At 75.0% G+C, this 20,294-nt stretch carries 17 protein-coding genes; 4 read left to right on the top strand and 13 right to left on the bottom strand.

The genetic code is table 11. The features are described from left to right. Window positions 1–27: 27 nt before the first annotated feature. From murD to dinB, 10 genes are all read right to left on the bottom strand, one after another. Window positions 28–1,623 (bottom strand): UDP-N-acetylmuramoyl-L-alanine--D-glutamate ligase, encoded by a 1,596-nt coding sequence (gene murD, locus ABIB16_RS02260; protein WP_230260010.1) that lies wholly within the window; start codon window positions 1,621–1,623, stop codon window positions 28–30. Beyond that, the gene (gene mraY / locus ABIB16_RS02255; protein WP_036341564.1) at window positions 1,620–2,747 is read right to left on the bottom strand and encodes a phospho-N-acetylmuramoyl-pentapeptide-transferase; all 1,128 of its coding nucleotides are present in this window, start codon (window positions 2,745–2,747) and stop codon (window positions 1,620–1,622) included. Before mraY ends, murD begins: the two co-directional genes overlap by 4 nt. Continuing rightward, on the bottom strand, window positions 2,744–4,258 hold the full coding sequence (locus ABIB16_RS02250) for a UDP-N-acetylmuramoyl-tripeptide--D-alanyl-D-alanine ligase (RefSeq protein WP_354436029.1): 1,515 nt from the start codon (window positions 4,256–4,258) through the stop codon (window positions 2,744–2,746). Before ABIB16_RS02250 ends, mraY begins: the two co-directional genes overlap by 4 nt. Continuing rightward, a complete protein-coding gene (locus ABIB16_RS02245; RefSeq protein WP_354436028.1) occupies window positions 4,255–6,012 on the bottom strand; it encodes a Mur ligase family protein in 1,758 nt (585 codons plus the stop codon). The genes ABIB16_RS02250 and ABIB16_RS02245 overlap by 4 nt, the downstream gene beginning before the upstream one ends. Before the next feature lie 38 nt (window positions 6,013–6,050). After that, complete coding sequence (locus ABIB16_RS02240; RefSeq protein ID WP_354436027.1) at window positions 6,051–7,805, bottom strand: peptidoglycan D,D-transpeptidase FtsI family protein; 1,755 nt, start codon at window positions 7,803–7,805, stop codon at window positions 6,051–6,053. 68 nt (window positions 7,806–7,873) lie between these two features. After that, window positions 7,874–8,464: a cell division protein FtsL gene (gene ftsL, locus ABIB16_RS02235; protein WP_049145839.1), complete on the bottom strand. Its 591-nt coding sequence runs from the start codon at window positions 8,462–8,464 to the stop codon at window positions 7,874–7,876. Then, entirely contained in the window at window positions 8,461–9,456 is a 996-nt protein-coding gene (rsmH, locus tag ABIB16_RS02230) for a 16S rRNA (cytosine(1402)-N(4))-methyltransferase RsmH (protein ID WP_095694689.1), read from the bottom strand. The genes ftsL and rsmH overlap by 4 nt, the downstream gene beginning before the upstream one ends. A 142-nt stretch (window positions 9,457–9,598) precedes the next feature. Continuing rightward, on the bottom strand, window positions 9,599–10,030 hold the full coding sequence (gene mraZ / locus ABIB16_RS02225; RefSeq protein ID WP_002854575.1) for a division/cell wall cluster transcriptional repressor MraZ: 432 nt from the start codon (window positions 10,028–10,030) through the stop codon (window positions 9,599–9,601). 323 nt (window positions 10,031–10,353) lie between these two features. Beyond that, window positions 10,354–10,740, bottom strand: coding sequence for an SCO2097 family morphological protein (locus ABIB16_RS02220; RefSeq protein ID WP_102708628.1), 387 nt, complete (start codon window positions 10,738–10,740; stop codon window positions 10,354–10,356). A gap of 133 nt (window positions 10,741–10,873) precedes the next feature. Continuing rightward, window positions 10,874–12,169 carry a DNA polymerase IV gene (dinB, locus tag ABIB16_RS02215; protein WP_101962596.1) on the bottom strand — a complete coding sequence of 432 codons (1,296 nt, stop codon included), beginning with the start codon at window positions 12,167–12,169 and terminating at the stop codon, window positions 10,874–10,876. Window positions 12,170–12,224: 55 nt separating this feature from the next. On the opposite strand from dinB, the gene ABIB16_RS02210 reads away from it, so the two are divergent. Continuing rightward, a complete protein-coding gene (locus ABIB16_RS02210; protein WP_002854581.1) occupies window positions 12,225–13,340 on the top strand; it encodes a polyprenyl synthetase family protein in 1,116 nt (371 codons plus the stop codon). 44 nt (window positions 13,341–13,384) lie between these two features. Here ABIB16_RS02210 and ABIB16_RS02205 read toward each other — a convergent pair whose 3' ends face one another. Further along, window positions 13,385–13,783: an Rv2175c family DNA-binding protein gene (locus tag ABIB16_RS02205; RefSeq protein WP_049158988.1), complete on the bottom strand. Its 399-nt coding sequence runs from the start codon at window positions 13,781–13,783 to the stop codon at window positions 13,385–13,387. A 267-nt stretch (window positions 13,784–14,050) separates the two neighbouring features. Between ABIB16_RS02205 and ABIB16_RS02200 the strand changes: the two genes are divergently transcribed. Both ABIB16_RS02200 and pknB read left to right on the top strand, forming a co-directional pair. Beyond that, entirely contained in the window at window positions 14,051–15,166 is a 1,116-nt protein-coding gene (locus ABIB16_RS02200; RefSeq protein WP_354436026.1) for a LysM peptidoglycan-binding domain-containing protein, read from the top strand. 55 nt (window positions 15,167–15,221) lie between these two features. Beyond that, entirely contained in the window at window positions 15,222–17,159 is a 1,938-nt protein-coding gene (gene pknB, locus ABIB16_RS02195; protein ID WP_354436025.1) for a Stk1 family PASTA domain-containing Ser/Thr kinase, read from the top strand. 24 nt (window positions 17,160–17,183) lie between these two features. On the opposite strand, the gene ABIB16_RS02190 is transcribed toward pknB, so the two are convergent. Both ABIB16_RS02190 and ABIB16_RS02185 read right to left on the bottom strand, forming a co-directional pair. Next, window positions 17,184–18,596 (bottom strand): class II 3-deoxy-7-phosphoheptulonate synthase, encoded by a 1,413-nt coding sequence (locus tag ABIB16_RS02190; protein ID WP_036316682.1) that lies wholly within the window; start codon window positions 18,594–18,596, stop codon window positions 17,184–17,186. Between the two features lie 71 nt (window positions 18,597–18,667). Next, a complete protein-coding gene (locus ABIB16_RS02185) occupies window positions 18,668–19,375 on the bottom strand; it encodes a lysophospholipid acyltransferase family protein (RefSeq protein ID WP_145951446.1) in 708 nt (235 codons plus the stop codon). A 68-nt stretch (window positions 19,376–19,443) separates the two neighbouring features. On the opposite strand from ABIB16_RS02185, the gene ABIB16_RS02180 reads away from it, so the two are divergent. Further along, window positions 19,444–20,214, top strand: coding sequence for an alpha/beta hydrolase (locus ABIB16_RS02180; RefSeq protein ID WP_036316677.1), 771 nt, complete (start codon window positions 19,444–19,446; stop codon window positions 20,212–20,214). The last annotated feature ends 80 nt before the right edge of the window (window positions 20,215–20,294 follow it).

The raw sequence follows: 20,294 nt of genomic DNA, 5'->3' as shown, positions 1-20,294 counted from the left end.
AAGCGAGACGGTCGGGTGGGCGGCGGGTCAGTCGGCGTCGGGCGCGGCGTCGTCGGGCACGTCCCAGCCGTGCTCGCGCATCAGCCCGGCGACGGCCTCGATGAACGCGTCGCCGCGGGCCGCGTAGGAGCGGAACTGATCCATCGACGCCGCGGCGGGCGCCATGAGCACGGTGTCGCCGGGGCGGGCCAGGCCGTCGGCCACGCGCACCGCCTCGGCCATCACGGCCGCGCCGTCGGCGGGGCCGGTGCCGTCGGCCGCGGCGAGGGGGGCGTGGACGGGGACCTCGGGGGCGTGCGCGGCCAGGGCAGCGCGCAGGGCCGAGGTGTCCCTGCCCAGGAGCACCACCGCGCGGAGCCGGTGGGCGTGCGCGGCCACCAGCTCGTGATAGGTCACGCCCTTGGGCAGGCCGCCGGCCAGCCACACCACGGAGCTGAACGCCGCCAGCGACGCGTCCGCGGCGTGCGGGTTCGTCGCCTTGGAGTCGTTGACCCACATGATGTCGCGGGAGGTGGCCACGAGTTGGATGCGGTGCTCCCCGCGGTCATAGGAGCGCAGGCCCTCGGCCACGGCCGCGGGGCTCACCCCGACGGCCCGGGTCAGCGCCGCCGCGGCGGCCGCGTTGGCCATGGTGTGGCGCGGCGCCACCGGGCCCAGGTCGGCGCGCTCGGCCAGGGCGATCGCCTCGTGGCGCCGGTTGTCCAGGAACGCACGGTCCACGAGGATCCCGTCCACGACGCCGATGTCGGACAGGCCCGGGGTGTCCGTGGTGAAGCCGATCGCGCGGCAGCCCTCCTGGACGTCCGCGCGCTCCACGAGGGTGCGGGTCACCGGGTCCTGCTCGTTGAACACGCAGGCCACCCGCGTGTTCGCGTACACCTTGCCCTTGGCGGCGGCGTACTCCTCCATCGAGCCGTGCCAGTCCACGTGGTCCTCGGCCAGGTTCAGCACCGCCGACGACGCCGGGGCCAGGCCGTGCGTCCAGTGCAGCTGGAAGCTGGAGAGCTCGAGGGCCAGCACGTCGAAGCCCTGCGGGTCGCGGATCGCGTCCAGCACGGGGGTGCCGACGTTGCCGCAGGCCACCGCCCGACGGCCGTCCGCCCGCAGGATGGCCTCGACCATCGTCACGGTCGTCGTCTTGCCGTTCGTGCCCGTCAGGCAGACCCAGTCGGCGGTCTTCCGGCCGGCGCGCTCGCGCAGCCGCCAGGCCAGTTCGACGTCGGACCAGATCGGCAGGCCCGCCGCGTGGGCGGCCATCAGCAGCGGCTGGTCCGGCCGCCAGCCCGGGGAGGTCACGACGAGGTCCGCGGCGGCGCCGTCGACCTCGGGCAGCACCTGCGTGGCCGCCCGGTCGAGCAGGACCTCGCGGACCCCCACGATCCGCAGGGTCTCGGCGCGCGCCCGGTTCTCGGGACCGTCGTCGCCGTCCACCACCACGACGGCGGCGCCCAGCTCGGCCAGGGTGTCGGCCACGGAGAAGCCGGTGAGGCCCAGGCCCGTGACGACGACGCGCAGGCCGGCCCACCCCGGGGCGTCCCAGGACGTGAGGTCGGCGGTGCGGGCGGTGTCGGCGCGGGGCCGGCGCACCGGTGCGGGCGCGGCGTCGGACGCGGGGCCGGTCACGGGGTCACCCCCGCGAGGCCGCCCTGGCGGATGAGCCAGTCGCCGTAGAAGATCGCGAGCCCCACGGTGACGCACATCAGGGACAGCAGCCAGAAGCGGACCACGACGGTCACCTCGGCCCAGCCCTTGAGCTCGAAGTGGTGCTGCAGCGGCGCCATGAGGAACACGCGCTTGCCGCCGGAGACCTTGAACCAGCCCACCTGGATGATGACGGAGAGGGTGATCGCGACCATGAGGCCGGCCAGCACGGCCACCAGGATCTCGGTGCGCGTGAAGATCGCGAAGCCGGCCAGGGCGCCGCCCAGGCCCAGGGAGCCGGTGTCCCCCATGAAGATCTTGGCCGGGGAGGTGTTCCACCAGAGGAACCCCAGCAGGCTGCCCGTGAGGATCGCCGCGAGCAGGGCGAGGTCCATGGGGTCGCGGACCTCGTAGCAGCCGCGGGTGCCCTCGAGCGCGCAGGACTGGCTCGACTGGAAGAGCGACATCAGGACGTAAGCGCCCGTGATCATGGCGGTGGCGCCCGTGGCGAGCCCGTCGAGACCGTCCGTGAGGTTCACGGCGTTCGTGGTGGCGGTGGTGATGAGGTTCGACCAGATCACGAACAGGATGACGCCGATCGCAGGTCCGGCGAAGGCCAGGTCGAGCCACGGGACGTCCCGGGCGAAGGAGATCGCCGTCGAGGCGGGGGTCAGGCCCCGCTCGTCCGGGAAGTTCAGGGCGAGGACGGCGAAGGCGGTGCCGATCAGGGCCTGGAGGATGATCTTGCCGCGCGGCGTCAGGCCGAGCGAGCGCTGCTTCGTGATCTTCGTGAAGTCGTCCACGAAGCCGACGAAGGCCATGCCCACGGTGAGCAGCAGCAGGATGAGGCCGGAGGCCGTGGGCCCGCCGAAGTCGACGCCGAGCACCGCGAGCAGCCCGTGGGTGATCAGGTACGCCAGCACGAGGGAGCCGATGATGACCGCGCCGCCCATCGTGGGCGTGCCGCGCTTGGTCTTGTGGGTGGTCGGGCCGTCGTCGCGGACGAACTGGCCGTACCCGCGCTTGACGAGGAACCGGATGAACAGCGGGGTGCCGGCGGCCGAGAGGACCAGGCCGAGCACGCCGCCGATGAGCAGTCCGATCACGGTCGGGACTCCTTCGGGGAGGCGGAGGGGGCGGCGATGGCGTCGGCCGTGGCGAGGCGCTCGCCGAGGGCCGCGAGCCCGACGCCGTTGGAGGACTTGACGAGGACGAGGTCGCCGGGGCGCAGGTGCTCGGCGAGGAACGCCTCGGCCTGCGCGGCGTCGTCGACGAAGTGCGCCTCCTCGCCCCAGCTGCCCTCGTTGAGGGCGCCGATGTAGAGCGGCCGGGCTCCGGCGCCCACCACCAGCAGCTGGGCGATGTTCAGGCGCACCACGGACTCGCCCACGAGGGTGTGCTCACGGACGCGGGCATCGCCGAGTTCGAGCATCTCCCCCAGGACGGCCCAGGTGCGGCGGCCGCTGGAGCGGCCGAGGGTGGCCAGCGTCCGGAGCGCGGCGCGCATGGACTCGGGGTTGGCGTTGTACGCGTCGTTGATGACCGTGACGCCGTCCGCGCGGTCGGTGCGCTCCATCCGGAAGCGGCTGGCGGGTCCGAGCCCGTCGAGACCACGGGCGATCTCGGCCGGGTCCATGCCGGCGGCGTGGGCGGCCGCGGCGGCGGCCAGCACGTTGTGCACGTGGTGCAGGCCGGTCAGTCCGGAGGCGACCGGATGCCGCACGGCGGCCTCATCCGTCCCGACCTGCAGGTCGAAGACGGGGCGCTCCTGGTCGTCGGCGCGCACGTCCCGTGCGGCGACGAGTCCCGACGCACGGCCGGCGGCCACGTCCTCGGCCGCGCGGGCGACGCCCCGCTCGTCCGCGGTGAACCAGGTGATCGGGGCGGCGGTCCGCGCCGCCATGCCGGCGACACGCTCGTCGTCGAGGTTGAGGACGGCGACGCCCTCGGGGCCGAGGGCCTCCACGAGCTCGCCCTTGGTGCGCGCGATGTTCGCCACGCCGCCGAAGCTGCCCGCATGGGCGGTGCCCACCATGAGCACGACGCCGATGTCCGGGCGCACGATGTCGCAGAGGTACGCGATGTTGCCGACGTGGTCCGCGCCCATCTCGACCACGAGGAAGCGCGTGTCCAGCTCCGCCCGGAACACCGTGAGCGGCACGCCGACCTCGCCGTTGTACGAGCCGACCGGTGCGACGGTGGGGCCCTGGGTGGCCAGCAGGGCAGCGAGCAGGTCCTTCGTGGTGGTCTTGCCGGCCGAGCCGGTGATGCCGATGACGGTGGTCGGGGAGTGCCCCCGGACGCGGCGCACGACCTCCCGGGCGAGCGCGCCCATCGCGAGCACGGCGTCCTCCACGATGATCGCCGGGTGCGCGGCGCCGTCGGGGGCGTGCGTGACGTGCTCGGCGAGCACGGCGGCGGCGCCGGCACCCAGCGCGGCGTCGATGAAGTCGTGGCCGTCGGCGCGCTCCCCCGGCTTCGCCACGTAGAGCGTGCCCTCGGCGGTGACCTCCCGCGAGTCGGGGGTGACGTGCACCAGCACGGCGGCGGGGTCGAGGGTGGCCGAGAGCGTGCCGGACACGGCCTCGGCGATCTGGGCTGCGGTGAGAGCGATCATGACTCGATGACCTTACCCTCGCGGGCGGGGCCGGAGCCCGAGGCGGAGGCCGCCGCGACACGGGCGGCCAGGGCCTCACGCAGGGCCACCCGATCGTCCAGCGGGACGAGCTCGCCGTCGTAGTCCATCGTGGTCTCGTGCCCGCGGCCGGCCAGGAGGATGCCGTCCTGCGGCCCCGCCAGCTCCACGGCGCGGCGGATGGCCGCGGCACGGTCGGCCACCTCCTCGATCACGACCGTGCGGCGCTCCTCCCGCGCGATGCGGTCGGCCTCGGCGCGGGCGCCGGCGAGGATGTGGGCACGGATCGGGGCCGGGTCCTCCGAGTGGGGGGTGTCGTCGGTGACGATCACCACATCCGCCGCCCGGGCCGCGATCGCGCCCATCACGGGCCGCTTGTCACGGTCACGGTCACCGGCGGAGCCGAACACGATCAGGGTGCGGCCGCGCGTCCCGGCCGCCGCCCGGGCGTCGGCGAGGGAGCGCAGCGCCTGGACCATGCCGTCCGGGTTGTGCGCGAAGTCGACGACGGCGTCCGGCTCGCGGCCCACGACCTCCATCCGCCCCGGGACGGCGGCGGCCAGAGGGCCCTCGCCCGCGGGCACGTCCAGGACGGCGGCGAGCGTGTCCAGGTGCTCCTCCCCCACGGCGTGCAGCACGAGCAGGACCGCGAGGGCCGCGTTGGCCACGTTGAAGCGGCCCGGCAGACCGACGGAGGCCCGCAGCTCCCGGCCCGTGGCCGCGTGGCGCAGCGTGAAGCGGTGGCCGAGGCCGTCCGGCGCGAGCTCGGCGACCTCCCAGTCCGCCCGGAAACCGGGGTCGTGGTCGGCCAGGGCGCCCGGCGTCGGCGCGGCCGGCCCGAGGGCGAGCGTGGTGACGGGAGCGCCGGCGGCCCGGGCCATGGCGACGCCCCAGCGGGGCCCCTCGCCGCCGTCGAGCGTGATGACGGCGTGGTCGGTGCGGGCGGGGTCGAACAGACCGGCCTTGGCCGCGAAGTACTCCTCCATCGAGCCGTGCATGTCCAGGTGGTCCTGGGTCAGGTTGGTGAACCCGGCCACCGCGTAGCGCAGGCCGGCGATCCGCTGATACGCCACGGCGTGGGAGGAGACCTCCATGACGGCGGTGTCCACCTCCTCCTCGCGCATGAGCGCCATGAGGGCGTGCAGCTGGGTGGCCTCGGGCGTGGTGAGCGTGGAGGGGACCTCCCGCTCCCCCGCGCGGATCAGGATCGTGCCCACGATGCCCGACCGGCGCCCCAGGGCCTCGAGCAGGGCGGCGGCGAGGAAGCTCGTGGTGGTCTTGCCGTTGGTGCCGGTCACGCCGACCAGGCGCGGGCCGGCGTCGCCCCCGCCGCCGTACACGCGGGCCGCCACGGTGCCTGCGGCGGTGCGCACGGCGTCGACCTCGAGCACCGGGACGTCGGCCAGACCCTGCTCCGCCAGGAGCGCGCGACCCGCCGCGTCCGTCAGGACGCCGACGGCGCCGGCCTCCAGCGCCGTGGCCGCGAACGCCGCACCGTGGGCGCGCGCCCCCGGCACGGCGACGTAGAGGTCGCCCGGGCGCACGACACGCGAGTCGAGGCTGACCCCCGTGACGCCGTCGGCCGGGGCCGCGCCGTGGACGTGGGCCGCGATCCCCGCCCCGGCCAGCGCCTGTGCGAGGGCGGGCCAGGGCGCGGCGGGGGTGCGGGAGGGCCGGAAGGCGGCGTCCTGCTGGGCCGGGGTCAGCGGAGCAGAGGGGTCGCTCGGGGTGGTCATGGGGGTGCTCCTGGGGTGCTCGGGGCCGGAGCCGTGGGTCACCACGGCCGGTCCTGCGGATCGTCCACGAAGACGCGGTAGTCGTTCGGCTCGGCTCCGGTGGCGGGCACGTCCGCCTGGCGGAGCATGTACTCCATGATCGTGGCGGCCGCGACGGACACGTCCCGGGAGCCCTGCTTCGACGGCGGCCGATGCAGGGACACGGACACCACGAAGCGGGGGTCGTCGAGCGGGGCGACGGCGGTGAAGCCGAAGTTGTAGCCGTCGTACGTGCCGGTGTCGCTCGCGGCCTCGGCGGTGGAGGACTTGCCGCCCACGCGATACCCGGGGATCGCGGCGGCCTTGCTGGTGCCCTGCGTCACGACGGTCTCCATCATGCGGAGCATCTGCGCCGCCGTCTCCTCGGAGACCACGCGGTGGGGCTCCGCGGACGACTCCCAGCGCTTCTCCGCGCCGTCGCCGTCCACCGTGGCGTCGATCAGCCGGGCCGGGATCAGCACGCCGCCGTTGGCGAGGGCCTGGTACATCTGGGCGGTGTGCAGGGTGGTCTGGGTGTAGCCCTGGCCGAAGGCCGTGGTCAGGCGCTGGCGGCCGTCCCACTGTTCGGGCGGGACGAGGACGCTGCCCGCCTGCTGCGGCAGGCCGAGGTCGATGGGCTGGCCGACGCCGAAGGAGCGCATGTACTCGTAGCGCTGCTCGTCCGTGATCTTCTCGGCGATCTGCACCGTGCCCGTGTTGTAGGAGCGCGCGTAGATGCCGGCCACGGTCATGTCGAACGTCGGGTGCGGGGAGAAGTCCCGGATGGTCTGCCTGTCGAAGTCCTGGCTGCTGGGGACGGTGAAGCCGTCCGTGGCGGTGACCTTCCCGGCGTCGACGGCGGCCGCGATCGGCAGCGCCTTGCCCGTGGAGCCCGGCTCGTACGGGGTGCTCATCACGGTGGAGGTGCGGAAGTTCCCCTCGGTGGCGTCGGGGTCGGCGGGGTCCACCGTGGTGGAGTCCGCCATGACGATCACGTCGCCCGTCTTCACGTCCATCACGACGGCGTTCGCCCACTCCGCCTCGTACTCGGCGGCGAGGGCGCCGAGGGTCTCCTGCGCGAACCACTGGGCGTCCTTGTCCACGGTCAGGCGCAGGTCGGCGCCGTCCACGGCCGGAACCTCCTCGAGCGGGGCGTTGGGGATGCGGATGCCGTCTGCGCCCACCTCGAACGTGCGGGTGCCCGGGGTGCCGGTCATGACGTCGTCCTGGCTGAGCTCGAGGCCCTCGAGGGCGGTGCCGTCGCCACCCATGAAGCCGATGATGCTGCCGGCGACCGACCCGTTCGGGTAGGTGCGGCGGTCCACCGCCTCGGAGAGCAGGCCCGGCACGTTGAGCGCCATGGCCTTGTCCCGCACCTCCGGGGTCACGGAGCGACGCACCACGGCGTACGGGCGGGAGCCGATGGTGGCCTCGCGCACCTCCTCCTCCGACATGCCGAGCACCTCGGCCAGGCTGGCCAGGCGGGAGTCCACGTCCACCAGCACGGTCTCCCGGGCCTCGCGGTCCCATTCGTTGAAGTCCTTGACGAGGCGCTGGTCCACGACGATGTCGTATCGGCGCACGCTGGCGGCCAGCACGTCGCCGTCACGGTCCAGGATGGACCCGCGCTGCGGCAGGGTCTCCTGGTGGGTCAGGCGCTGATCCATGGCCGCCGCGGCCTGCCCCGTGGGGTCGATGCCCTGCACGTAGACGAGCCGCAGCGCGAGCCCGCCGAGCAGGACGAGGACGAGCAGCAGCAGGATGCGGGTGCGCACGGCGGGGTGCCCGGGAGCGGGCCCGACCGTCGATCCGCCGCGGGGAAGGTGCGAGGCGGGACGGTCGATCAACGGTCGGCGGCGTCCTGGTCGGCGGCGGAGGCGTCCTCGCCGCTGAAGGTGCGCGGTCCCTCGATCTCGTCCTGGCCGTCGTCGGACGCCCCCTGGCGGACCGCGTCCGCGTCCGCCGGCGGCGCGACGTAGGTGGCGGAGACGTCGCCGTCCTGGGCCGCCTGGGCCTCGCCGCTGAACTCGCCCGTGCCCGCGTCCACGGAGGCGGTGCCGGCGGGGGCGACCATCCCGAGGGCGTCGGCGCGCGCGGCCAGGTTCTGCGGCGCCTCGAGGTGGCCCACCTGTTCGGCCAGCCGCTCATTGGTCTCGGTGACGGCCTGCTGCTCCTGGCGCAGGTCGAGGAGGGCGTACTGCCGGTTGGACATGGTGATGTTCATGACGAGCACCGCCGCGAGCGCGGCGAGCACCACGAGGACGCACAGCACGGTCACCCCGGAGCGGGATCGGGGCAGCGGGGCGGGCACCACCGAGAGCGGCGTGCGCTCCTGCGGAGCCGGCCGCGCGGGGGCGACGGGGGTCGACCCGGGGCGCAGCGACTCTGCGATCCGTGCGTGTGCGGCCATGCTCATCTCCTCGTGCAGCGTCATGCCGTGGTCCTGGACGTCCTGATCTTCTCAACCGCACGCACTTTCGCGGAGGAGGCGCGACGGTTCTCTGAGATTTCTTCTTCGGTGGGCTTCTCGGTGCCGCGGGTGAGCACCCGCACCACGGGTTCGTGCTCCTCCAGCACCACCGGGAACCCCGGGGGCGCCGTGGACGTGGCCCACGCGCTCAGATGCCGCTTCGTGATGCGGTCCTCGAGGGAGTGGTAGCTCATCACCACGAGGCGGCCGCCCACGTGGAGGGCGTCGAGGATGGCGGGCACGGCGGCGTCGAGGATGTCGAGCTCCTCGTTCACGGCGATGCGCAGGGCCTGGAAGGTGCGCTTGGCCGGGTGCCCGCCGGTGGCCCCCGCGGCGACGGGGACGGCCGAGCGGATCACCTCGACGAGGCGGCCGGTGGTCTCGATGGGGGCTTCGGCGCGGGCCCGGACGATGGCCCGTGCGATGGGGCCGGCGAAGCGCTCCTCGCCGTCGCGACGGATGATGCGGCGCAGCTCCTGCTCGTCCAGCTCCGCCACGAGCGTCGCGGCGGAGCGCTCGGCGGTGTCGTCCATGCGCATGTCCAGCGGAGCGTCGTAGGAGTAGGCGAAGCCGCGTTCCCGGTCGTCCAGCTGATAGGAGGACACGCCGAGGTCGTAGAGCGCGGCATCGACCTTCGTGACGCCCGCGGCGGCCATGGCCTCGGGCACCCGGTCGTAGGTGCCGTGGAAGGGGATCAGACGGTCGGCGAGGGGGCCGAGGCGCTCGGCGGCCATGGCCTGGGCGTGGACGTCGCGGTCGATGCCGATGACGCGCAGGTGGGGGAACCGGGTCAGCAGGGCCTCGGTGTGCCCGCCCATGCCCAGCGTGCCGTCGACGGCGACGGGCGTGCGGCCGGCCTCGAGCGCGGCCTGGACGGCGGGGGCGAGGAGGTCGACGACGCGGTCCCGCATCACGGGCAGGTGGCGGTCCTCGGGGCGCGGCTGGCCTGCGTCCACTCTCGACCTCCTGCTCACATCGCGGTCCTGGCGGACCTCGGGCGGGATCCCCATCCGTCCGCCGCCACGCCTGGCCCAGGGGAAGACGGGTCAGGTGCGGCGGCGTCGGCTGGAGGTCTCGCTCGAGGTCGGGTGGTCACGGTCAGAAGACGCCGGGCAGGACGTCCTCGTCGGTCTCGGAGAAGGCGGCCTCCTGCTCGGCGAGGTAGGTGTTCCAGGACTCCGAGTCCCAGATCTCCACTCGCGTCCCCGCGCCGATCACGGTCACGTCCCGGTCCAGCCCCGCGTACTGCCGCAGCGGCGCCGGCACGGTCACCCGACCCTGCTTGTCCGGGACCTCGTCCGACGCCCCCGAGAGGAAGACGCGGATGTAGTCACGGGCCTGGCGGGAGGACAGTGGAGCCGACCTCATCTGCTCGTGGACCCGCTCGAACTCACGAGCGCTGAACACGTAGATGCAGCGCTCCTGACCCCGGGTCAGGACCAGCCCCTCCGCCAGCTCCTCGCGGAACTTGGCGGGGAGGATCAGCCGGGACTTCTCGTCGAGCCGGGGGGTGTACGTGCCCAAGAACACGGCACACCCCCTGGCTCGTCGAGCGGTCCCTCCCGACCAAGGTCGGGACCCATGCTCTCTCCTTTCCTCCACATTACCCCACTTCCCTCCACCATCAACCCAGGAACGCGGGTCACGGCGCCACGGGCGTGTCGAGGCCCCCGGGTCCGGCGCGCCATCCCGCGGATCCCGGGGCCGGCGTCGCCGTGGAGGGAAGTGGAGGACCGGTGGGCCCCCGGTGGAGGGCCGCGGCGACGACGGAGCCTCGGGCAGCGGAAAGGCCCCGATCCGGAGCGGATCGGGGCCTGGAGTGGAGGATAGTGGGGGCCCGGCGGGCCAGGCGCTCAGTCGCCTCCGGCGCGCCGCTCGTCCCAGCGCCGCTCGAGGCGGCCCATGAAGTCGCCGCTCCCCTGCCGCCGCTGTGCGCCCGACCGGCGGGCCTCCGGGCCCGAGGCCCCGGAGGCGACAGCGCGGGGCCGCGTGGTCAGCAGGAAGATGCCGGCCCCGATGACGACGACGCCGAGCACGCCCAGGAGGATCGCGTGGTTGGCGACCCCGAGGACCACGACGAGCAGCCCGACCACGGCGAGGACGGCCCCGGCCACGACGCGACCCACGGGCAGCCGATGCCGCCCCGTGTCCGCCATCTGGGTGGCCAGCCGGGGGTCCTCGGTGCGCAGCTGCTGCTCCAGCTGGTCCAGCATCCGCTGCTCATGCTCTGAGAGGGGCATGGCGACTCCTTCGAACGCGGCCTCCGACACCTCCGGGACCGGGAGGGGACGCCCGCGCGTCCGACTTGCCCTCCAGGATAGGACCTGCCGCCCCACCCCAGCCAGGTGGCGACGTCGCCGGCCCCGGAACCCCTCACTCCCGGTCCGGGCCTCCGGGGCCCGGCCGCGGCGCGTCCCGGCGGGCGTCGGCGCGGGCCTCGCGGCGACCCAGCAGCGACGCCGGCCGCACGGCCGCCGTCGGGAAGCGCCGGGCGACGGCGTCCAGGGCGGCCTCGGCACCGGCCCAGTCGCCCGCCTCCGACGCCTCGCCCTCCGTCCCCCAGGCGGGACCGCCGAAGAGCGCCTCCTGGGCCGGGGGCTGATCGGCCTCGTCCCCGAGGCGCTCGGCGCGCACGCCCACGAGCCGGACCGGATGCGGCCGTTCGGCGTGCAGCTCGCGGACGAGTCGCCGCGCCGGGCCGAGGAGGTCGTGGCCCGTGGCGGTCGGCCGGGCGAGGCGGGCGGTGCGGCTGCGGACCGACCCGTCCGGCGCCTTGAGGCGGACTGTGACCGCGCCGGCGGTGACCTGCTCCGCACGCAGCCGGGCCGCGACCCGGTGGCACAGGCGCAGGACCTCCGGGTCGACGCCCGCGACGTCGACGGGGTCGACGTCGAAGGTGTGGTCCGCCCCGATGCTGCGGGCCGCCGGGCGCGGGGCGACGGGGCGCGGGTCGATGCCCCGGGCGAGCGACGCCCACTCCCGGCCGGCGGCCCCGAACGACGCCTCCAGCCGCGCGGGGTCCACCCGGGCGAGGTCACCGATGGTCGCCACCCCCCGCCGGGCGAGCCGCTCGGCCGCCTTGGGGCCCACGCCCCACAGCCGGCCCACGGGCAGCGGATGGAGGAAGTCCAGGGTGCGCTGCGGCGGCACGATCAGCAGGCCGTCGGGCTTGGCCGCGGTGGACGCCGTCTTGGCCACGAACTTCACGGCCGAGCCGCCCACGGTGCACGGCAGCCCCAGCGCGGAGCGGACGCGCTCCCGGATCAGGTGGCCGATGTGCTCGGGCGGGCCGAGCCGGCGGCGGGCGCCGGCGACGTCGAGGAACGCCTCGTCCACGCTGAGCTGCTCCATCACGGGGGTCACGTCCGCGAGCACGGCCATCACCTCGGCGGAGACGGCCCGGTAGAGCTGCTGGCGCGGCGGGATGACCACGAGGGGCGGGCACAGGGCGCGGGCGTGCGCCAGGGGCATCGCCGAGCGGACCCCGTAGGCCCGCGCCGCGTACGAGGCGGAGAGCACCACGGACCGGCCGCTCGGGGCGGCGACGGCGGCGGGACGCCCCTCGAGGTCGGGCCGTTCGCGCAGCTCGACGGACAGGAAGAACGCGTCCATGTCCACGTGGAGGATCGTCGCCTCATCGCGGGGTGCAGCGGGCGCGGTCTCGGACATGGACCGAGCCTATCGGGACGGGCGATCCGTCGCGCGGCGCGGCTAGGGTGGGGCCATGCCCGCCGACGTCGCCGTCCCCCGCCCCCGTCCCGCCGACCAGGACCGCTTCCGCGCCGCCGTCGCCGACGCCCTCGACCGCCTGCTGGCGGAGCACCGGGACCTCGCCCGGGACGTCCACCCGCTGACCGCGCCCCTCGTGGACGCGATCGCGGACCTGACCGCGGGCGGCAAGCGCCTGCGCGCCGTCCTGGCCTGGCTCGGCTGGCGGGCGGCCGGTGGCGAGGCGGAGGACCCCCGCATCGCCGAGGCGGGGGCGGCGTTCGAGCTGTTCCAGGCCGCGGCGCTGATCCACGACGACATCCTGGACCGCTCGGACACCCGCCGCGGGATGCCCAGCGTGCACCGCCGCTTCGAGTCCCTCCACCGGGAGGCGGGCTGGCGCCACGCCGCGGAGCACTTCGGCGTCTCCGCCGCGATCCTCGCCGGCGACGTCGCCCTGGGGATGAGCGAGACGGCCTTCGCGCGCGTCCTCGCCGGCACCCCCCGGGAGGACCGGGCGCGGGCCGAGCTCGAGCGGATGCGCTTCGGGGTGATGGCGGGTCAGTACCTCGACGTGGTGGCCGAGATGGCCCCGGCGGCGCGCGATGCCCGCGAGGCCGAGGCGGCCGCCGAGGCGGTCGTGGAGCACAAGTCGGCGCGCTATTCGGCCGTGCACCCTCTGGCCCTCGGTGGGCTGCTGGCGGGGGCGGACGACGGGCTGGTGACCGCGTTCGCCCGGGTGTCGCTGCCGTTCGGCATGGCCTTCCAGTACCGGGACGACCTGCTCGGCGTGTTCGGCGATCCGGCGACCACGGGCAAGCCCGCGGGCGACGACCTGCGGGAGGGGAAGCAGACGGTGCTCATCGCCCGCGCCGTCGAGCTGCTCGCCCCGGACGAGGCCGCCGCGCTCGACGCGGACCTCGGCGACCCGGACCTCGGCGCGGACCGGGTGGCCCACTGGCAGGGCGTCCTCGAGGCGTGCGGCGCGCGCCGGGCCGTCGAGGAGCGGGTCGCGGCGCTCTCGCACGAGGCGGCCGGGGCCGTGGCGGGCCTGCTCGCGCACGGCGTCCCCGAGGACGTGAGCGCCGAGCTCACGCGGCTGATCGACGCCTACACGTCGCGCCGCCACTGAGCGGCGACGGACCCCGCGGGCGGATCGTCGCCCGCGGGGCCGGCTCACCAGGCCAGGGCCTGGGCGCGGCGCCGGATCTCGGTCTTCCGACCGTCCCGGAGCGCGTCGATGGGCCGGCCGGGCAACGACTCGTCCTCGGTGAACAGCCAGCGGAGGGCCTCCTCGTCGGAGAAGCCGGCGTCGGCCAGCAACACGAGCGTGCCCTGCAGGGAATCGAGCACGCCGGTCTCGGTGAGGAACAGCGCCGGCACGGACCGCACCGCGGGCTCGGGGCGACGCACGGCCAGCAGGCGGCGATCATGCACGAGGTTGTGGACGCGGGTCACGCGCTGGTCGAGGCGCTCCGCCACGTCGGGCACGGAGAGCCACTCGCCCACGAGGGCGTCGAGCTCGGCGGGGATCGCGTCAGCGGGGACCGGGGTGTCGGAGGAAGTGGTGCTCACGGGCGCCAGCCTACGTGGCCGCCGACGGGCCCGGCCCACCGCGCTCCGGACGGCATAGATCTCAGGATGGTCACGAAGATCACATTCCGATAACATCGCCGAGGCTCCACGGCCGGGCGCCGACGTCGTCGGTCGACCGCGGGGGGCCACGGGTCCCGCCCGTCACTTCCCCGTCGTGTTCCATCCGTCCGATCCGATGCCGAGGTCTGCCGTGTCCCACACCCCGTCCGCTCCCGCCGCCTGCGCTCCGTCCTGACCGGCGGCGCGGTGCCCCTGCTGCTGCTCACCGCTCTGCCCACCCAGGCCCACGCCCAGGAGGCGGCGGTGCACACCGTGCGCCCGGGCGACACCCTCACCCGGATCTCGGCCGCCCGCGGCGTCTCCGTCGCCGACCTGCTGCGGTTCAACGGCCTGGGCCTGGAGACCGTGCTCTACCCGGGTGACGAGCTCCGCCTGACCGGCGCGGCGGCCCCGGCCCCGGCCGCCGGGACCTACACGGTGCAGCCGAACGACGGGTGGTGGGTCATCGCCCGCCGCACCGGTGTCTCCGCCGCGCAGCTGCAGCGCCTCAACGGCATGAGCGCGTCGAGCATGCTCCACCCGGGCATGGTCCTGACCACGCAGCGCACGGCCGCCGCGCCGAAGGCCCCCGCGTCGACCACCCCGGCCACGACCCCGGCCTCCGCGCCGGCGTCGACGGCCCCGGCGGCGGCCGGCGGGACGATCCGGTACACCGTGGTCTCCGGCGACTCCCTCTGGGGGATCTCCCAGCGGTTCGAGGTCTCCATCCCCCGTCTGCGCGAGCTCAACGGCCTGACGCGGGCCTCGACGCTGCACCCCGGCGACGTGCTCGTGATCTCCGACGGCACCCTCGAGGTGGAGCCGGTCTCCGCCGTCCAGGCGGTCGGCGACACCTTCCTCGGGCGCACCTACGCGCCGCACGTCACGGCCTCGGCGAACGAGAACCTACGCCTGCTGCGCTCCGTCCCGCAGCCCACCCCCGAGCAGATGCAGCAGATCATCCGCGAGACCGCCGAGCGGATGGGCGTGGACCCCCGCCTGGCCCTGGGCCACGCGTACACCGAGTCCCGCTTCCGCATGGCCTCGGTCTCCCCCGGCAACGCCGTGGGGGCGATGCAGGTCATCCCGATCACGGGCGAGTTCGCCTCGGAGCTGGTGGGCCGCGAGCTGAACCTGCTGGACCCCTACGACAACGCGGTGGCCGGCGTCGCGTTCATCAAGTACGTGCAGGACCGCACCCCCACCCTCGACCAGGGCATCGGGGCCTACTACCAGGGCCTCGGCGGAGTGCTGGACAGCGGCCTGAACCCGGAGGCACGGGACTACGTGGCCAAGGTGCGTGCCGCGATGGCGATGTTCTGATCCGCCGGCGGCGGACCGCCCCGAGGGGGTCCGCCGCCTGTCCTACCCTGGGACGATGAGCAGCGCACGCCGGGACCCCCTCGTGGGGGGCATCGTCGACGGCCGCTACCGGGTCGTCGAGCGGCTGGCCCGGGGCGGCATGTCCACCGTCTACCTGGCCGTGGACGAGCGTCTCGACCGCGAGGTGGCGCTCAAGGTCATGCATCCGCACCTGGCGGAGGACCCCGTCCTGGTCGGCCGGTTCGAGCAGGAGGCCAAGACGGCGGCGCGGCTGTCCCATCCGCACGTCGTCGCGGTCCTGGACCAGGGCCACACCGAGGCCGAGGACGGCGACGTGCTGGCCTACCTCGTGATGGAGCACGTGCCCGGCCGCACGCTGCGCACCGTCATCCGGGACCGTGCACCGCTCTCACCCCGGGAGGCGCTGCGGTTCCTGCGTCCGCTCGTCGACGGCCTGGCCGCCGCGCACCGCGCCGGGCTGGTGCACCGGGACGTGAAGCCCGAGAACGTGCTCGTCCGCGACGACGGGCGGGTGACGGTCGCGGACTTCGGCCTGTCCCGTGCCGCCACGGCCCACACCCTGGCCGGGCAGGCCGTCGTGGGCACGCCCGCCTACCTCGCCCCCGAGCACATCGCCGGGGCGCCCGCCGACGCCCGCTCCGACGTGTACGCCGTGGGCATCATCCTGTTCGAGCTGCTCACGGGCCGCCAGCCGTACACCGCGGCGACCGCGTTGCAGGTCGCCTACCGGCATGTCCACGAGCGGGTCCCCGTGCCGTCCACGCTGCACCCCGGGCTCCCCGAGGATCTCGACGACCTCGTGCTGTGGTGCACCGAGCCGGACCCGGCCGACCGGCCCGCCGGTGCCGGCGAGCTCCTGCACCGCATCGACGCCGTGGCGGCGGGCCTGGACCCCGACGAACCGGACCGCCACCCCGCCGAGGGCCCGGATGCGGAGCCGGCGGTGGGCGCCCCCGCCGCCGATGGCCCCGAGGACGCAGCCCCGGACGGGAACCTGGAGACCCGGGCCCTCGACGCCGGCGACCACCACGCGACGCGCCTGCTCCCCGCCCTGGCCGAGTCCGACCTCGACGCGGACATGACCGACATCATCGACACCCGTGTGGCGACGCACGGGGGCGACCCGCGGCCCGCCGCGCACCCGGCGGAGCCGATCGGCCCGCTCGGGCTCGACCCCGCTCCGGCGGACCGGCATCCGGGGCGCAGCTCCCAGCGGCGGCTGCGTCGGGCGGCCCGCCGTCCCGCGCTCGACCTCGGCCAGGGCACCGGCCGGGCCGCCGCGATCGGCGCGGCCGTGACCCTGCTGCTCACCGGCGTCGCCCTGCTGCTGGGCTGGACGCTGGGCTCCGGCGGCCTCGGAGTCGGAGGTGTGGCGGTGGTCCCCGACCTCGACGGGCTGGCCCGGGAGGCGGCGGAGGAACGGCTGACCGCCGCGGGCTTCACCGCGGCGGTCACGGCCCGGCACGACGAACTCCGCACGGAGGGCACGGTCGTCGCCAGCTCGCCCGCGGCCGGGGAGCCGGCGGGGCGCGGCACCCCCGTCGAGCTCACCGTCTCCGCCGGCCCCGCGCCGGTGCCGGTGCCGGACCTGACCGGCGTCGTGATCCGGCGGGCCCACGGCGTGGCCCGGGACGCCCGATTCACCGTGGAGGTCGCGGAGCGCCGCACCGATCCCGCAGTGCCGGCCGGGGCCGTGATCGAGCAGCACCCGGCCCCCGGCGAGCAGGCGACGCCGGGCACCGCGGTCCGCGTGGTGCTCTCCGAGGGCCGCGCCGTGCGCCCGGTGCCGGACGTGACCGGGCAGGATCCGGAGACGGCGGGCACGACGCTGGCGGACGACGGCTGGGACGCCCGCGTGCATCGCCTGCCGCTGCCGCTCTCCGGCCGGGGCGAGTCCCGGGTCCTGCACCAGTCCCCCGCCGCCGGGACCGCCCTGCCCGAGGGCACCGCGGTCCACGTCTGGGTCGGCTGAGCCGGGGCGTGCCCGGCCGCGCGGTCAGGCCCGCGGCGCGCGACGCTCGGGGTGGGAGAGGGCCTCGGTGACCTTGAACGCCATCTCCAGGGACTGCTGGTGGTTCAGCCGCGGGTCGCACAGCGTCTCGTAGCGGGCGTCGAAGTCGGCCTCGTTGATCGGGTCGGAGCCGCCCAGGCACTCGGCGACGTCGTCGCCGGTCAGCTCGACGTGCATGCCGCCCGGATGCGTGCCGAGCTCGCGGTGCACCTCGAAGAAGCCGCTGACCTCGTCCATCACGTCCTCGAACCGGCGGGTCTTGTAGCCGTTGGCCGCGGTCACGGTGTTGCCGTGCATGGGGTCGGTGACCCACACCGGCTCCAGCCCCGCGTCCCGGACGCCCTCGACGATGCCGGGGAGCACGTCCCGGATCCGCTCCGCACCCATGCGGGTGATGAAGGTCAGGCGGCCCGGCTCGCGCTCCGGGTCCAGCCGCTCCGCGAGCTCGAGCGCGTCCGCGACCGTGGTGGTCGGGCCGAGCTTCACGCCGATCGGGTTGCGGACCCGGGAGAGGAAGTCGACGTGGGCGCCGTCCACCTGGCGGGTGCGCTCGCCGATCCACAGGAAGTGGGCGCTCGTGGCGTAGGGGTCGCCGCTGCGCGAGTCCACGCGGGTCAGGGCGCGTTCGTAGTCGAGCAGGAGCGCCTCGTGGGCCGAGTAGAACTCGGTGCGGCGCATGGCCTCGAAGTCCACGCCCGCGGCGTTCATGAAGCGGACCGCGCGGTCGATCTCGGCGGCCATCTCCTCGTACTGGGCGTAGGCCGGGTTGGCCATGAAGCCCTGGTTCCACTGGTGCACGCTGCGCAGATCGGCGAAGCCGCCCTGGGTGAAGGCGCGGACCAGGTTCAGGGTGGAGGCGGAGGTGTGGTAGGCCTGCACCATCCGTCGGGCGTCGTGCCGGCGTGCCTGCTCGGTGAACTCGTAGCCGTTCACGATCTCGCCGCGGAAGCTGGGCAGCGTGACGCCGTCGCGGGTCTCCGTGTCCGAGGACCGCGGCTTGGCGAACTGGCCGGCGATCCGGCCCATCTTCACGACCGGCATGGAGGCGCCGTAGGTCAGCACCGCGGCCATCTGCAGGATGGTCTTCACCCGGGCGCTGATCCGGTTGGCGGTGGACCCGGCGAACGTCTCGGCGCAGTCGCCGCCCTGCAGGAGGAACGCGCGGCCCTGGGCGACGTCGGCCAGACGGGCGCGCAGCAGGTCGACCTCGCCCGCGAAGACGAGCGGGGGCAGGGCGCTCAGCTCGGCGACGGCGGCGCGGTGATCGGCCTCGTCCGCCCAGGACGGCGCCTGTGCGATCGGCAGCGAGCGCCAGTGGTCCAGGCCGGGGATGTCGGCGGCGCCCTCCGAGATGGCGGTGCCGAAGGCCAGGATCTTCTCGCGGGGGTCTTCAGTCATGTGCACCAGGCTAGGGGCCGCGTGCCGCGCCCCGGTCTGAGCGTCCCCGGATGACGACGCGCGGGCCCCGCTCAGTCGCGGGCGCGTGGCGGAGCGGCCGTACGGCCCGCCTTCACGTCCGCCGCGTAGGTGTCCACGTACTCCTGGCCCGACAGGCGCCGGATGGCCTCCATGATCTCGTCCGTCACCTCCCGCAGCACCCGGGGGTCGCCGGCGGCCTCGGCACGGTCGGAGAAGTCCAGCGGCTCACCGAAGATCATGCCCAGGCGCCGGATCCGCGGCAGCACGTGGCCGATCGGCTGGACCCGGTCCGTGCCGATCATCGCGATGGGCACCACGGGCGCGCCCGAGGCCAGCGCGAGCTTGGCCACGCCGATCTTGCCGCGGTGCAGCCGCCCGTCCGGGCTGCGGGTGCCCTCCGGGTAGATCCCGAGCAGCCGGCCCTCCCGCAGCGCCTCGAGGCCCGCGTTCAGCGAGCGCAGGGACGCCTCTCCGCCGGAGCGGTCCATGGGCAGCTGGTTCGCGGCCTCGAAGAACCGGCGGGTGACCCAGCCCTTCACGCCCGGGCCGGTGAAGTACTCGTGCTTGGCCAGGAAGTGCACCTGGCGGTCGAGCATGGCCGGCATGAACACCGAGTCCGAGACGGACAGGTGGTTGCTGGCCAGGATCGCCGGGCCCTCGGCCGGCACGTTCCCGAGGCCCTTCACCCAGGGGCGGAACAGCAGGCGGGTGGCCGGAGCCACGGCGAACGTCTTGGCGGACCAGTAGAACGTGGACACGAGGGCCTTCCGGTCGGGGCGGTCGGGTGCCTGCCCATCGTATGGTCCGCCTGCCTTATCCTGGCACCATGCCCCGCCCCGTCGCCGTCGCCCCCGAAGACCTCCCCCTGCGCCTCATGCCCGCCGCTCCCGCCCGGCGCGACCACTGCGTCGTGCTCCTGCACGGGTTCACCTCGACTCCGGCCTCCGTCCGCGCCTGGGCCGAGGGGCTCGCGGCAGGCGGCTCCCCCGTGAGCGTGCCCCTGCTGCCGGGGCACGGCACCCGGTGGGAGGACCTCGCCGCCACCGGTGCGGACGAGATCCGCGCCGCCGTCCGGGCCGTCGTGGACCTCGAGCTCGCCCGACACGGCCGCGTGGTCATGGCGGGCATCTCGATGGGCGGCGCCCTCGCGCTGGACGCCGCCGCCCACCGACCCGTGGCCGGGGTGCTCGTGGTGAACCCCGCGCTGCGCTTCGCCAGCCCGCTCGCCCCCTTCGCCCCGCTGCTGGCCCCGTTCGTCCCCACGGTCGCCCCGATCGCTGACGACATCGCGGACCCGACGGCGCGCGAGCGCGCCTACCCCCGCACGCCGGTGGCCGGCGTCGCCGCCCTCGGCCGCATCCAGCGGGCCGCCCGCCGCGCCCTGCCGCGGATCACCGCTCCCGTGACGGTCTACCGGTCCGCCCGCGACGCCGTCGTGCCCGCCTCGAGCCACCGGACCCTGGTGCGGGGCCTGCGCCAGGCCCCCGTGGAGGTGGTGGGACTGCCCCGCAGCCGCCACGTCGCCACGCTCGACTACGACCTGCCGCTGCTGATCGACCACGGCCGGAGCGCGGTCGCCGCCATGACGACGCACTGAGTCGCGCCCGGACCCTGCCGCTGCCGGTTGTAGAGTGTGCGTGACACGACTCACACATACTTCCGTTCCGCCGACCATCG

The organism is Micrococcus sp. UYEF5 (assembly GCF_040546065.1).
In the GTDB taxonomy this organism is placed as follows: Bacteria; Actinomycetota; Actinomycetes; order Actinomycetales; family Micrococcaceae; genus Micrococcus; species Micrococcus luteus.
This window is presented reverse-complemented; position numbering and strand designations above follow the sequence as displayed.

Bases quoted from the DNA above. Each gene is read 5' to 3' on its own strand.
- pknB (WP_354436025.1), top strand. From the start codon at position 15,222: ATGAGCAGCGCACGCCGGGACCCCCTCGTGGGGGGCATCGTCGACGGC.
- ftsL (WP_049145839.1), bottom strand. From the start codon at position 8,464: ATGACGCTGCACGAGGAGATGAGCATGGCCGCACACGCACGGATCGCA.
- ABIB16_RS02210 (WP_002854581.1), top strand. From the start codon at position 12,225: ATGCCCGCCGACGTCGCCGTCCCCCGCCCCCGTCCCGCCGACCAGGAC.
- ABIB16_RS02220 (WP_102708628.1), bottom strand. From the start codon at position 10,740: ATGCCCCTCTCAGAGCATGAGCAGCGGATGCTGGACCAGCTGGAGCAG.
- ABIB16_RS02190 (WP_036316682.1), bottom strand. From the start codon at position 18,596: ATGACTGAAGACCCCCGCGAGAAGATCCTGGCCTTCGGCACCGCCATC.
- dinB (WP_101962596.1), bottom strand. From the start codon at position 12,169: ATGTCCGAGACCGCGCCCGCTGCACCCCGCGATGAGGCGACGATCCTC.
- ABIB16_RS02245 (WP_354436028.1), bottom strand. From the start codon at position 6,012: ATGACCACCCCGAGCGACCCCTCTGCTCCGCTGACCCCGGCCCAGCAG.
- ABIB16_RS02180 (WP_036316677.1), top strand. From the start codon at position 19,444: ATGCCCCGCCCCGTCGCCGTCGCCCCCGAAGACCTCCCCCTGCGCCTC.
- ABIB16_RS02250 (WP_354436029.1), bottom strand. From the start codon at position 4,258: ATGATCGCTCTCACCGCAGCCCAGATCGCCGAGGCCGTGTCCGGCACG.